Annotated in this window: 13 protein-coding genes and 1 pseudogene; 8 read left to right on the forward strand and 6 right to left on the reverse strand. The window is 38.6% G+C overall.

Features of this window, described 5'->3' with window-relative positions; all coding sequences use genetic code 11:
- Positions 1–50 precede the first annotated feature (50 nt).
- Together tyrA and IE199_RS04325 are read left to right on the forward strand one after the other, a co-directional pair.
- A complete protein-coding gene (gene tyrA, locus IE199_RS04320) occupies positions 51–1,190 on the forward strand; it encodes a bifunctional chorismate mutase/prephenate dehydrogenase (RefSeq protein WP_189767632.1) in 1,140 nt (379 codons plus the stop codon).
- A 185-nt stretch (positions 1,191–1,375) separates the two neighbouring features.
- Positions 1,376–1,831: a TlpA family protein disulfide reductase gene (locus tag IE199_RS04325; protein WP_189767634.1), complete on the forward strand. Its 456-nt coding sequence runs from the start codon at positions 1,376–1,378 to the stop codon at positions 1,829–1,831.
- Positions 1,832–1,879: 48 nt separating this feature from the next.
- Here IE199_RS04325 and IE199_RS04330 read toward each other — a convergent pair whose 3' ends face one another.
- The 6 genes and pseudogenes from IE199_RS04330 to IE199_RS04355 form a co-directional block, all read right to left on the reverse strand.
- A complete protein-coding gene (locus tag IE199_RS04330; protein WP_189767636.1) occupies positions 1,880–2,056 on the reverse strand; it encodes a DUF3012 domain-containing protein in 177 nt (58 codons plus the stop codon).
- A 63-nt stretch (positions 2,057–2,119) separates the two neighbouring features.
- The gene (locus IE199_RS04335) at positions 2,120–2,713 is read right to left on the reverse strand and encodes a hypothetical protein (RefSeq protein ID WP_189767638.1); all 594 of its coding nucleotides are present in this window, start codon (positions 2,711–2,713) and stop codon (positions 2,120–2,122) included.
- 28 nt (positions 2,714–2,741) lie between these two features.
- Positions 2,742–3,482, reverse strand: a complete 741-nt coding sequence (locus IE199_RS04340; protein WP_189767640.1) for an AsmA family protein — start codon at positions 3,480–3,482, stop codon at positions 2,742–2,744.
- Positions 3,483–3,589: 107 nt separating this feature from the next.
- Positions 3,590–4,762: pseudogene (gene pheA / locus IE199_RS04345) on the reverse strand (prephenate dehydratase); the annotation flags it as partial.
- Between the two features lie 290 nt (positions 4,763–5,052).
- The gene (locus IE199_RS04350) at positions 5,053–5,439 is read right to left on the reverse strand and encodes an MAPEG family protein (protein WP_189767642.1); all 387 of its coding nucleotides are present in this window, start codon (positions 5,437–5,439) and stop codon (positions 5,053–5,055) included.
- A 9-nt stretch (positions 5,440–5,448) separates the two neighbouring features.
- Positions 5,449–7,833: a penicillin acylase family protein gene (locus IE199_RS04355; protein WP_189767644.1), complete on the reverse strand. Its 2,385-nt coding sequence runs from the start codon at positions 7,831–7,833 to the stop codon at positions 5,449–5,451.
- A gap of 327 nt (positions 7,834–8,160) precedes the next feature.
- Between IE199_RS04355 and IE199_RS04360 the strand changes: the two genes are divergently transcribed.
- The 6 genes from IE199_RS04360 to msrQ all read left to right on the forward strand — a co-directional run bounded on the left by IE199_RS04360 (position 8,161) and on the right by msrQ (position 12,945).
- Positions 8,161–8,556 (forward strand): hypothetical protein, encoded by a 396-nt coding sequence (locus tag IE199_RS04360; protein ID WP_189767646.1) that lies wholly within the window; start codon positions 8,161–8,163, stop codon positions 8,554–8,556.
- 140 nt (positions 8,557–8,696) lie between these two features.
- On the forward strand, positions 8,697–9,938 hold the full coding sequence (locus IE199_RS04365) for an aminotransferase class V-fold PLP-dependent enzyme (RefSeq protein ID WP_189767648.1): 1,242 nt from the start codon (positions 8,697–8,699) through the stop codon (positions 9,936–9,938).
- Between the two features lie 60 nt (positions 9,939–9,998).
- Positions 9,999–10,622: a nucleotidyltransferase family protein gene (locus IE199_RS04370; protein WP_189767650.1), complete on the forward strand. Its 624-nt coding sequence runs from the start codon at positions 9,999–10,001 to the stop codon at positions 10,620–10,622.
- Positions 10,623–10,656: 34 nt separating this feature from the next.
- Positions 10,657–11,205, forward strand: a complete 549-nt coding sequence (locus tag IE199_RS04375) for a DUF2058 domain-containing protein (protein WP_189767652.1) — start codon at positions 10,657–10,659, stop codon at positions 11,203–11,205.
- A 119-nt stretch (positions 11,206–11,324) separates the two neighbouring features.
- Complete coding sequence (msrP, locus tag IE199_RS04380; protein ID WP_189767654.1) at positions 11,325–12,320, forward strand: protein-methionine-sulfoxide reductase catalytic subunit MsrP; 996 nt, start codon at positions 11,325–11,327, stop codon at positions 12,318–12,320.
- Between the two features lie 37 nt (positions 12,321–12,357).
- Positions 12,358–12,945, forward strand: coding sequence for a protein-methionine-sulfoxide reductase heme-binding subunit MsrQ (gene msrQ / locus IE199_RS04385; RefSeq protein ID WP_189767656.1), 588 nt, complete (start codon positions 12,358–12,360; stop codon positions 12,943–12,945).
- The last annotated feature ends 99 nt before the right edge of the window (positions 12,946–13,044 follow it).

Here is a 13,044-nt window from a genome sequence, read left to right on the forward strand (position 1 = left end):
ATGAGCATTTGATTTTCTGGTTTAGGTGAATTGAAAACTGAATTAACTCCATGAACAAAAAAGATATAACACCACAGCTAAAAGTATTGCGCGATCAAATTGATGACATTGACAGTCAGTTGGTTGATTTATTAGCTAAACGTCGGGCAGTTACTACAAAAGTTGGCGCGTTAAAAAGTGAAGTTGGAATGCCTATTTTTGCGCCAGATCGTGAAGCAGAGTTAATTGCTATGCGACGTGAGCAAGCTCAAAGCGCAGGTATATCACCAGATTTAATTGAAGACGTATTAAGACGTTTAATGCGTGATTCATACGTAAGCCAAGACGCGAGTGGTTATCGCTGCATTAACCCTGAGTGCAAAAAGGTGGTGGTGGTTGGTGGTGGCGGCCAACTGGGCAGCGTCTTTGTTGATTTGTTCAATCGTTCTGGCTATACGGTTGCCACATTAGAGCATGATGACTGGCCGCGCAGTGAAGAAATCTTATCAGATACAAGCTTAGTGATTGTCGCGGTACCAATTAGGTTAACGGCCAATATTATTCAACAGTTAAAGCACCTACCTAGTGATTGTATATTGGCTGATATAACAAGTATTAAAGAGTCGCCGCTTTTCGAAATGATGAAGGTGCACAGCGGCCCTGTGGTTGGCTTGCATCCAATGTTTGGACCTGATGTATCAGGTTTAATTAAACAAACGATTATTGTTTGTCAGGGGCGCCAACCTGAGAGTTATCAATGGCTGATTGAGCAGTTTCAAGTTTGGGGGGCAAAAATTTACCCTGTTGAAGCACATCAACATGATGAAGCTATGGCCATGGTTCAGGTGATGCGACATTTTTCTACGATTGCTTATGGTTACCATTTGATGATGGAGGGCGCTGATATTTCTCAATTAGTAGAAATGAGTTCTCCTATTTATCGCTTGGAACTCATTATGGTGGGGCGATTGTTTGCACAAGATCCGATTTTATATACTGATATAATTTTTTCAAACAGAGACAATATTGCCATGATGAAACGGTTTGCCTATCGCTTTTTGGAATTGCTTGAAGATGTTGAACTGTCAGATAAAGCGGCGTTTGTTGATATGTTTGATCAAGTGTCTGATTGGTTTGGCGATTATGCAGATATCTTTTTACAAGAAAGCAAAGCCATGTTATTAAAAGCAAATGAATTAAAAAAACACTAGGACGTGTTGATCTTTGCTGATTAGATTATGTTCGAGAAAAACGCGTTTTAATCGCGGCGTGAGGTTTGTTACTTAGTCACCTAAGCAAAATACCTCACAATAAACCACGGCAAAATCAAACAAGAAAGATCAACATACCCTAATACAACGTTATGCCATATAAAAAGTTAATTTTAAGCACAATCTTGACCATTACATTATTAGGCTGTGGATCTACACCAGCACCAGGGCCTCGTTTTACTTTAGGTCAAATGGAAAGTGATACCTTATTTAACAACCACCAACAGTTTTTAAATAATTATCAATCAGCGCAAATCACACAAGCTGAGCAAGCGCTTGTCGAATCTTGGCCAAGTGATATTGAGTTTAATGTCTATTTTGGCACTTGGTGTCATGACAGTGAGCGAGAAGTCCCTAAATTATTAAAGCTCCTTTCTTACAATAAAACGCTAACGATTAGTCTCATCGGTTTAGACTATAAAAAAACTGAACCAAACGGTGGCGCAAAAGCCAACGGTGTGCAATTTACACCTACCATCATTGTGACTAGAGCAGGTAAAGAGTTAGGCAGAATTGTTGAACAGCCTGCTGTCAGCTTAGTCAGTGATATTCATCAGATAATAAAAAAGCACAGCGTATAATGGCTGTGCTTTAGCTAATTTAACCAGCAATTTTAGTTAAGTAATAGGTTACTTATCATCGTCTGATTTAAAAATACAATGTTTTGCGTAGTCTTTTGCTTCGTTTGCTGTCCAGTCACCCTTAGGTTTCTTTTCTAGTTGTTCACACCATGCTTTTGTGCCTACTTCTGGAGCACATGCAGTAATTAAAAGTACGCTAGACAATACAAGTAATAACTTTTTCATACAAATTCCTATGTGTTATACCAATTGGTATTAAATAATAATTTTTATTAATTGTTGTTTGGCTTAAAAGCGATAGCTTATGCCAACCGAAATATTTGCTTCAAGCCATAAACTGTCTTCAAACTCAGCGTGACAGCTATCTCCTTGGCAAAATAATTGGTCTTCCTCATCCACTAAACTTCCGTAGCTTCGAAGCTCCGTAAAAAAGGCGAGCTTATCAGAAAATTCGTAACGAGTTCCAATGGAGATTGTCGCTGATGGATAAACTTTATCATTGAAGCCAGTGTCAAACATAGCACCACCTAAACCTAATGACACTGTGGTAACGTAGTTTTCTTGTCGAAACAATGCTACACCATTAAAGTGTCCGTAAGTGATATCTAGGCTATGTTTTTGCTGATCTAAACCGCTGACATAATCATGACTGAGAAAATTAAACAATACTTGCCCCATGCCATTAGGTGAATCATTCCAAGCAATACCAAAACCATAATTGTTACCATCATCGATGGCGATAGTTTGGTTTGTGCCCAAAGCTGTTAGATCGGAAGTCCAAGTTTGTCCAAAATGGCCACTAAACTCCCAACCATCGGCAAGCGCTGATGTTGAGCTAGCTAACAGAATACTTGTGGCGGTTGCAAATATTGTTTTTTTCATTTTCTATTCTCCCCAGATAAGCTTAGGGTTAATTGAATAATTCAGACAGTTTTTTCTTGGCTTTTTCTTTAAGCTCTTCTGTCGCTTTTTCTTTTATCTTCTCTTTTTGTACTTTTTTCGTTTGTCGCCAAATCTCAGATAACATCTCTTTAGCGATAACGCCACCAACTTGGCTCGCTGGAATACCTGCATCGCCGCCAACCTTTGTTAAAGTAATATTAGGTAAAGTGGCAGAGTGCTCTTTATTACCTAGGGCGGTTAAATCAACCGTTAAAGCCGTGTCAGCGAGCACAAGTTTATTAATAGTCACTAGTGGGTCAATTGAACTGCCTTGTGGTTTTGTTTCTGAAGACTTTTCAGACTTAGGCATGTTCTTTTCAATTGTATCCATTAACTCTTTGATATTGGCGTTGCCATTTTCGGTTAACTGCACAAATGCTTTCGGGCTATTAATAATAATCGCATCTAACACTACGTGATCTGTTTTAGTTGCTTCTAAATTAATATCTAGCGTGACTTCACCTAAAGTAAAGGCATTAGGGTAAGTGTACTTGCTAGGGTTAGGTAGTTTGATGCCCAAAATACTTCCAGCACCTTTTGTTAGCTGAATGTCGACAGTATCAACGGTGACTGTTTGCTCGGTAAGGGCTTTACCTTGAGATTCTATTTGTGCCTTAATTAACTCATTTAGAGATCCGCCTGCTAAAAACCACAATGCTCCGCCGCAAAGCAGTAGGATAACTACGACGATTGACGCTAAAATTTTCACAATATGAATTCCTTGTTAATTACTGGAAAGTCTGAAACTAAGTATATAGAAAGCATAAAGTAATACCAATCTTCGAACGAGGATTGGTATGACATTTTTTAAGACGATAACGCGCCACTTGGAACGCTAGTAGGATTTATGTGTTCAATAGGGTAGCAACCTAACACCTTAATAAAATTAGTAATGCCGTTTAATTCACGGATGGCTTCTTGCATCACGATTTGTTTTAAGTTGGCTTCAACATCAATATAAAACATCTCTTCCCAAGGGCGACCTTGAATAGGGCGAGATTCAAGTTTACACATGTTGATCCCTTTGTTTTTTAATACCACTAAACACTCGACAAGCGCCCCGGGTTTTTGACCTGTTGCTAAAATAATAGTTGTTTTTGCAGGTATTTGCTCAGCAACGTCAACAGGCTTTCTTGCCACTAATATAAAACGACTGTGATTTTCTGTTTGGTTTGCAATAGATTTTTCCAAGGCGTGTAGTTGGTATAGTGACCCACCTTCTTCACTACCAATAACGGCAACCGTAGGATCTTGTAACTCATATACTTTAGCCATGGCTTCAGCAGTACTTTCGCAATATTCAATTCGCATATCGCCTTGTTTATCTAGGAAATTACTGCATTGGGTAAAGGGTTGACCATGTGCATAGATGGTTTTTATTTGTGATAAGTTAGTGTTTACTGCAGTTAATAAGCAGTGCTCAATAGGTTGTGTGATTTCGCCAACGATAGACAAGTTGGTGTGTTGTAATAAATCATAAACTTCGTTAATACTGCCTGAACTGGTATTTTCAATAGGTAACATACCGTAATCGACATGGCCTGATTCTACTTGCTGTAAAATATCAGCAAAACTTTGACAACCATATTCAATTATATGTTCAGCACGACGAGAAAAGTATCGGTGACTAGCTAGATAACTATAAGAACCCTTGGCACCAAGAAAGGCGACGCTAACCGTAGGCATTTCAATATTTGGATTCGCCAAAGTTTGTAAATATGCTTGCTGGTTTAATACCGAGTCTTCAATTATGGTTTGAAAAACACTAGTAACATAGTGGGCGTCCAACCCTAACTCTTTACCTTGCTTGATTAGGCGAACTAACAGCTCTTGCTCTCTTTGCTGATCTCTTACTGGACGTACTTGATGAGCTTTGCTTTTGGCTACGTTTAATGTCAATGAACGACGCTTGGCAAACAAGGTTAACAATTCTTGATCTAATTTGCTGATATGTTCTCGTATTACGTTTAAGTCTAGCTCTTCATTTATTGACATAGTATTTTCCAGTTAAATGTTTTGGTATGGACATAAAAAAACCTCCGCTTGGGAGGTTTTTATCGATAAAATTACACGACATCAACGCTCCCGAAAAGAGAGTGAAAAAAAGAAAAAGTTAAAAAAGAATTTGATGTCATTCATTACTTTAATGTATCTAGCTAAGATGGATAATTCAACCACTTATTTATGCCAATTATTACTCATGCTCTAAAAACTATGCATAACACTGTCGAAAGGCATGCTAAACCAAAGCAAAATCAATCCTTAAAGGCCAGCACAAATTAAGGTAAACACATAAACATAATAGCAATAGAGCAAGAAATACCTGCAATCCACACGATACTTCTTAAAGTACTTATGTTTGCAATATACAAAATGTGATAAACAACTCGCGCGATAACATGAGCAATCGCTAATTGTTGCACTAATTCACCCGTAGTTTGCGTCGCAATAGCCAACAATACGGCGGGAGCAAAGATTATTAAAGATTCAAAGGCATTTTGATGTCCTGCCAACGCTCTAGCACCAGCACCTGTTAACTCAGCCTGTTGCTTACGAGGGTTTTTGTTATTGTAACCACCTTGTTGCTGCATAAAATAGGCTACAGGAGCTTTGGCAATAAAAGGTAAAAATGTAGCAATTATTAAACAGTAAATAAGTGTTGTCATCTCACGTCCTTAGTAGCTTAGTAAGGTTAAAGTATATCGAGTTTGTTGCGGTAAAAAAGGTGTTGCCTTTCCGTCGACCCAATCTTGGTGTCCTTTGCCAAAGTAGGGGCTCCAAGGGTGTCCAGATTGACTAGTAGGCATGTGGAAAATACCAGTTTCTTCGTGGCCTGGTGATACTACCATTCGCTCAGACGCGCCAAACGCTTTACCTTGTACTCTGGGCATATAACTATCACCAGCTAGAGGTGAGGCGGGCATATTTAACCATTTGCCAAAAAACGGTATGGCTTTTGCCATTGGATGTTCGATTTTCGCTGTATTTTGTTGACCCCATGTAGCTTTTGCTAGTGGTTGCTCTGCCGTCATATCGTTAAAGGTTATTGTAAAGGCTTTTACAAACGTATCTTGCCATGTTTCATCTGGTTGCCACATGAAATTGTCAGGTTGTTCGTTAACCAGTTGCCACAAAGGCTGCTCTAGTTGGTGACGAATTTTGGCCAAATTAAACGCTTGATCTTGCTTTGATAAGTTGTCGTTTATCACACTAAAAACTCTATCCCTCAGTGCAATTCGGAAATTGCGTACTAAGCGATAACCAACTGAATCAACGGTGGCAGATAGAGAGTTATTTGAACTGAGAATATCTTTTGCTTGTTGCCATTGCGGGTGTTGTTTAATGACTTCTTCTGTTAACACCTTAGTTAGGACAAACTCTTGCCATCGTGATAAAAATAGCGCTTTATCATCAAGTGCTATTGATAATAAGGCTTGCTCATCAAAAACTTCTATTTTAAATAAGTTGTCTCTAATTTGCTGTGCTCTTGCACCAAGAGCATAACCGCCGTTTCCTAGCTTTTTGTAGTCTTCTCCGCCAATAACACGTGAATTAGCTGTCCATATTCGATTGTTTATTGGGTTATAGATTTGTGGGTAATCATGACCTGATAACAAGCCTTGCCACAAGTATTGACCTGTTGCCCAAGATTCTGGTGTTTCACCAAAAGGCACATTTCTATTTGGAATTGGCCCCATAATTGTCCAACCAATATTTCCTTGTTTATCACCAACCACCATGTTTTGTGAAGGAATTCCTGCTTTATGGGCAATACTAAAACTTTGTTTAACATTTGTTGCACTTTCTAGTTCCATGGAAGCAAGGTTGACGGCACCTGCATGGTGCGCAATCCATTTGTAGGCCAATAGTTCTCCCTTGGCATTTTTTCCAATAACAGGGCCCCAAATGGTTTCCTTGGTGGTAAAAGATCTCGATGGCTTGTCTTTAATTGCAACAACATGTTTGTGTTCGGTAAACGGCAGGTAGCCCTCAGGCGTTAAGTATTGTCCGTCATTATTTAATTCTAACTTAATAACATCACTGTAATCACCATAACTGTTGGTAAAGCCCCAAGCAATTTGACCATTACTACCCGCAACAATCAGTGGTGTACCAGGTAAAGTTACCCCAGTAACTTTGACAGGTTGCTGCTTTACCTGGTATTCAAAAGAAGCCCTAAACCAAGTATTGGGTACTCTGATACCTAAATGCATGTCGTTGGCAACAATGGCGCTGCCCGTTTTAGAAACACTTCCGGCTACAGCCCAATTATTTGATCCAGGAAATTCTTCAGAGTTGTATTGCTGTTTTACCTCGTCAATTACTCTGCTCGTTGTTTCACTTCGTGCTGCAGGCCAAGGCAGCTCAGGCAACGGCGCTGAACTATAAGTACTGTTGTCTAATGCAGCGTCCCATTTTGAACCTTTCGGGTTTAAAAATTGATAAACTGGATCGCTAAACACCGATTTCATCAAACCTAATACTCTTTCTCGAGTGCCTTCTTGTTGTTGTAAATCTAAGTACATGGAAAACACGGTTAATATGGTGTCTTCTTCTCGCCACTCAACAGGGTCTTGCTGAAGTAATAAGTATTCAAAGGGGTTGGTGTTTAAGTATTTTAGGCCAGAGTTAACCCCTTGAGTGTAGGCAGCAAGTATTGCTTTTTGTTCTGAGGAAAGTTGGTTGACAATTAACTGAGCACGTTGACGAAAACGGTGAACTCTTACTGATTTGTCATGTTTAAACGCGATGTCACCAAATAGGCTTGAAAGCTCACCAGCAGCATTTCTACGTAGCAAGTCCATTTGAAAAAACCTTTCTTGTGCGTGAATAAACCCTGTTGCCACAGCGACATCCAAACGGTTAGTGCCTTTAATGGTGGGAACGCCATTGGCATCTCGCATTACATCAACGGTATCTGTTAACCCATAAATAGGAAATTTACCGTCTAAAATTGGAAGTGAACCATCTATTTTACTGTACAGCCAAGTGGCTAACGTAATAAAGGCAAAAATAAAAAGTGACAAAAAAACTAAGGCAAATTTTTTTAATGGTTGCATGGTCATTTTGCATTGCACAAGGTTAAAAATAGAGTAACGCAAAAATATCACTATAACAATGTTAATATAAGCGTCATTAATACATTTGTTTTCACCTTAAGTTGTTGAATATAAAGCTGTATTAAATATGTGAAAAAACTGTTAGCACTAGTGGTTAAACAATGTAATAATCACTGGCTTAAAGATTAAAAAAACTCCATTTCATTATAAAAATAGTGTGTGCGACCTGATTTCCTGAGTTTCGTATTTTCAATACCTTTTGTGTGGTCGTATGTGTAGTTTGAAGAGCAGCACATTAGATGCGGGCGTATTAAAGTAGAGATATAAATGACACAAACACATTCTCGTTATATTCAGGTCGGTGATTGGTACTTCGAGTTAAAAGCAGTACGAGCACTTAAAGTTGATGAATACGGTAAACCATATCAAGCCATAGCTAATTGCAACATCAATGGTAACAAAATGTATGTTGATGGCTTATTAACAAAAAATGGTGAAGAGTTTACCAAGCAAGACTTTTTAAGTATTTACCACTTCTGCCAAAAAATTGGTATTGACGTTTGCACCTATCATAGATTTCAAAATGGTGAGTCGGTTCACCGAGAGTTAGTTATTGATCCTAATAAGAAAATTGACTTAACCTCTTCATATCCTAAAGATAACAAAGCTGATAATGAGGTAGAACAACAACTAGAGCCAATTCCTATGAGGTTGGTCAAATAAACGAGTATGGTTTAAAAAGCATTTATTCAAAAGTGTTGCTATTTCGTTATTGTTTTAAATCTTGTTTACAATTAGTCGTTTGAAAGCAAAGGTGTAGCTTGTTAACGTCAGCTTATTAAAATTTTAATGAGCAACATGTTATGCAAAGCCCATGGAAGCAAGACTTTCCGATATTTTTACCACACGCTCATCCCCATTTGTGCTACTTGGATTCTGCTGCAACCTGTTTAACACCTAAACATGTTGCAGATGCAATGTATCACTATCAATGTTATATGCATGCAAACAACCCAAAGGGGTTGTATCAGCTAACCGCATATCTTTCAGATCTTATTGAGCAAGCTAGGCACAAGCTAGCATCATTTCTCGGTGCAGCTAATGATAGTGAAATTGTCTTTACACGAGGGACAACTGATGCGCTCAATATGATCGCCTATAGCTATTTAGAACCCCAACTGATCAAAGCAAAACAGCAAGAAGAGCCAAGTAACATTGTTATTAGTGCTGCTGAACACGAAGCAAATATATTGCCTTGGCAAAGGTTAGCTAAGGCTTATGGAGCAGAGTTAAGGGTTATCCCGCTAAATGCAAAAGGTGTTATTGATCTGGCAAAATACACCGCTTTACTTGATAAACACACACGATTGGTCGCCATTTGCCATAGTTCAAATGTTATTGGTGTAAATAATCCTGTTGAACAAATTTGTAAAATCGCGAGAAATAAAAATATTGTCACTGTCATCGACGGGGCACAATCCATAGTCCGCTGCGATGTTAATGTTAACAGCCTAGATTGTGATATCTATACATTTTCTGCGCACAAACTTTATGGTCCCACAGGCTGTGGAGTCGCTTATATTCGAGCTGATTTATTGGAAGTGATGAGGCCTTATCAAGTTGGTGGTGCCGCGAGTATAAGTCAGCATATTAATGAAGATCTTGAACAACGTAATCCGCAAAAACTTGAATTAAACACTGTTAATATTGTTGGTATTGTTGGTTTGGTTGAAGCAATTGATTACCTAACAGATATGTCGAGTCAAAAGTTAAACGATTATTTATGCAACTTATCTGCTTATATGCATGAACGTTTAAATTTGCTGCCTTATTTTCAGCCACTGTTCCCTATTCAGCCAAAACAAATAATTAACCATAGTATTGCTTGCTTTCAGCTAAATGGTCTCAATAGTCAAGATGTGGCTGGGTTGCTAGATTATGAAGGTATAGCTGTCAGTGTTGGACATCACTGCGCCCAATCGTTACATCGTTTGCTTGGTGTTGATTCAAGTGTGCGAGTATCACTTGGCATCTACAATGACTACAAAGATGTAGATCATCTTGTATCTGCACTGGAGTCAGCCTACAGAGTTATGGCGGTTTAAGGTTGCAAAGCAATTTTAAGTTGATACTGTAAGATAAAACAAGATAGAGATAACAGACCATTGGGCCATAATCATACATTTACTATTGTTTTGTTAGCGGGTGGAAGTTCTTCAAGGCTGGGTCAAGCCAAGCAGTTAGTTCAGCTAAATGGAGAAAGTTTACTGCGACGACAATGTAAATTAGCACTTGAATTGACTGATCAGGTAACCGTGGTACTAGGTTCAAATGCGGATTTGATGATTGGTGAATTGGCGGGTTTACCGGTAACAGTTGTATTAAATCCTTTATGGTCAACGGGCATGGCGTCGTCTATTAGCGCAGGTGTTAAACAAATTAAAGAATGCTCAAATGCGTGCTTGTTATTACTTGTTGATCAGTGGTTGTTGACTGCAGACGACTTGAAACAATTAATCTCAGCTTGGCAGCAATCTCCCAACGACATTTGGCTGAGTAAAAATGTTGCCAAAACAGCTTCTGGACCGCCAGTAATTTTCCCTTCGCATTGTTTTTCCGCTTTAGAGAACATCAGCGGTGAACAAGGTGCTAAACCGGTAATTCGTGACAATATTAAGATAGTAAAAAGTATTGAAATGGAAAATGCATTTACTGATTTAGATACGCCAGAGCAATTAGCATATTGTTTAAAGAAAATTGCCGCTATTAATCCTAATAAAGCTTGCTAAAATATGTTCAAAATTTTTAATGGACGAGTAAGTTATGTCTTCATTACAAGATCAGCTATTAAAAGCTGGGTTAACAACAAAACAAAAAGCCCGCCAAGCAAATACTGAAAAGCGTAAAAAACAAAAGCAAAAGCAAAGTGGTCAGCAAGTTGAAGCTACGCTACAAGAAAAAATTCAGCAAGATTTAAAAAAATCACAGCAAGAGAAGCAAGCCAAAGATGCCCAGTTAAATGAGCAGCGCAAACAAGCGTTGGCTGAAAAAGAAGCTAAATTGCGAATTGTACAAATTTTACAGCATCACCAGTTAAAGAATGTAGAAGGGGAGCAGAGCTACAACTACACCTTTAATAATAAAGTAAAGAAAATTTACTTAGACGAAATGACCTATAACGCTCTAGTTAATGGAAGGTTGGCACTGTGTGGTATTGACGAGCAAGTTTTTGTGGTCACGGCTGAAACGGCAGAAAAAGTTGCGTCGCTAGAGCCAACCGTTTTGTTGGTGCAAAATGATAAAGTTGAGTCGGATCTTGATGAAGATGATCCGTATGCGGAATATCAAATTCCTGATGATTTAATGTGGTAGAAAATTAGTTTTCGTTTTCTCGGGTCTAATCAATTAGTTGATTTACGCTTGATATCGGTAGTGACCTAAAACGAGGTCTCTGCCGTATAAAATAGACCTAGGTAGTAAGCGAGCTTGAAATGAAACCAGTTAAATATTCAAAATATAACGAAAGTGAAAACCAAGTTACTGACGAAAAAATCTATCGTGATCGACGTCAGGTACTAAAAAGTTTAGGCTTTGTTGGCGCTAGCAGCATACTAGCGCCTTATGCTCACGGTATTGACTGGTTTTCTAGTAACAAAAAAACCTTCGAAACATCGCCGCTAAAATACCAAGCTGCATCGTCTATTGCCGACACGTTAACACCTGAAGCCAAAGTTATCTCTCACAATAATTTCTACGAATTTGGTACGGCAAAAAATGATCCTGCAGAAAATGCACAATCTTTTAAAGTCGACCCGTGGACACTTGAAATCAGTGGGGAATGTGAGAAACCGATAACATTAAATTATGACGACTTGTTTACAACATTTGACTTACAAGAACGTATTTATCGATTTCGCTGTGTAGAAGCGTGGTCTATGGTGATCCCGTGGATTGGTTTTCAATTATCTGAGCTGCTTAAAAAAGTTCAGCCTACCTCTCGTGCGAAGTATGTCGCGTTTGAAACTTTGTTTGATCCACAACAAATGCCGGGTCAAAAAAGTCGAAGGATTGGTGGTGGTATTGATTATCCTTACGTGGAAGGGCTAAGAATTGATGAAGCACAAAACCCATTAACGTTGCTGTCAGTTGGTTTATATGGCAAAACACTTCCTCCCCAAAATGGAGCGCCGATCAGATTGGTTGTTCCGTGGAAATATGGCTTCAAAAGCATTAAATCTATCGTGAAAATTAAACTCGTTGAAAAAATGCCGCCAACAACTTGGAACATCCTTGCACCAAATGAATATGGCTTTTATGCCAATGTGAATCCTCAGGTTGATCATCCTCGTTGGAGCCAGGCTAGTGAAAGGCGGATCACTACAGGTGGCTTACTAGCCAGAAACCGAGTAGCAACACTTCCCTTTAACGGTTACGGCGAGCAAGTTGCTCATTTATACAAATCGATGGATTTAAGAAAGTTCTACTAATACCAAATGTTTAATGGAGTTGGTATAGGCATTAACTATGAGTAATCAACACAAAATCTGGCTATTAAAACTTATCATTCATTTGTTTAGTATGGGGTTAATTAGCCTGACCTATTTCAATGCTCTTAATGATAACTTGGGGGCAGATCCTGTCGAAGCTGTGCTGCACTTTACAGGCATAGGTGCCATTAACTTGCTACTGCTCAGCTTAGTCATTTCTCCTTTGGTACGGCAATGGAAATTGTCATGGCTGATGCAAGTGCGTCGTTTGCTTGGTCTATACGCTTTTTTTTATGCCTTATGCCATGTGTTAAGTTTTTGGGCTTTTGAGATTCAGTTTAATGTTTCTTTGTTTTTTGAGGAGATTATTGAAAGGCCTTATATTACTGTCGGTCTGGTGAGTTTTATGCTGTTAATGGCACTAGCTATTACTTCGTGGAGTAAAATAAAACGAAAAATGGGCAAGAGCTGGCAAAAACTTCACAATTGGGTTTATCTGGCGATTACACTGGCGGTAATTCACTTTTATTGGTCGGTTAAATCTGATTTAACTGAACCTCTGATCTATTTCATTATACTAGTTGTTTTATTAAGCTTTCGTAAAAACAAATTTATCAGAAAATAAGATGAGCAAAAGGTTATAAAAGATGAATAGACTTGTTAAGTATGGCGCTATGGCATAACGTTACCTTCGAGTTATCGATTTTTTTAATGGTTAGCCGTT

The organism is Thalassotalea marina (assembly GCF_014656435.1).
Classification (GTDB): Bacteria; Pseudomonadota; Gammaproteobacteria; order Enterobacterales; family Alteromonadaceae; genus Thalassotalea_C; species Thalassotalea_C marina.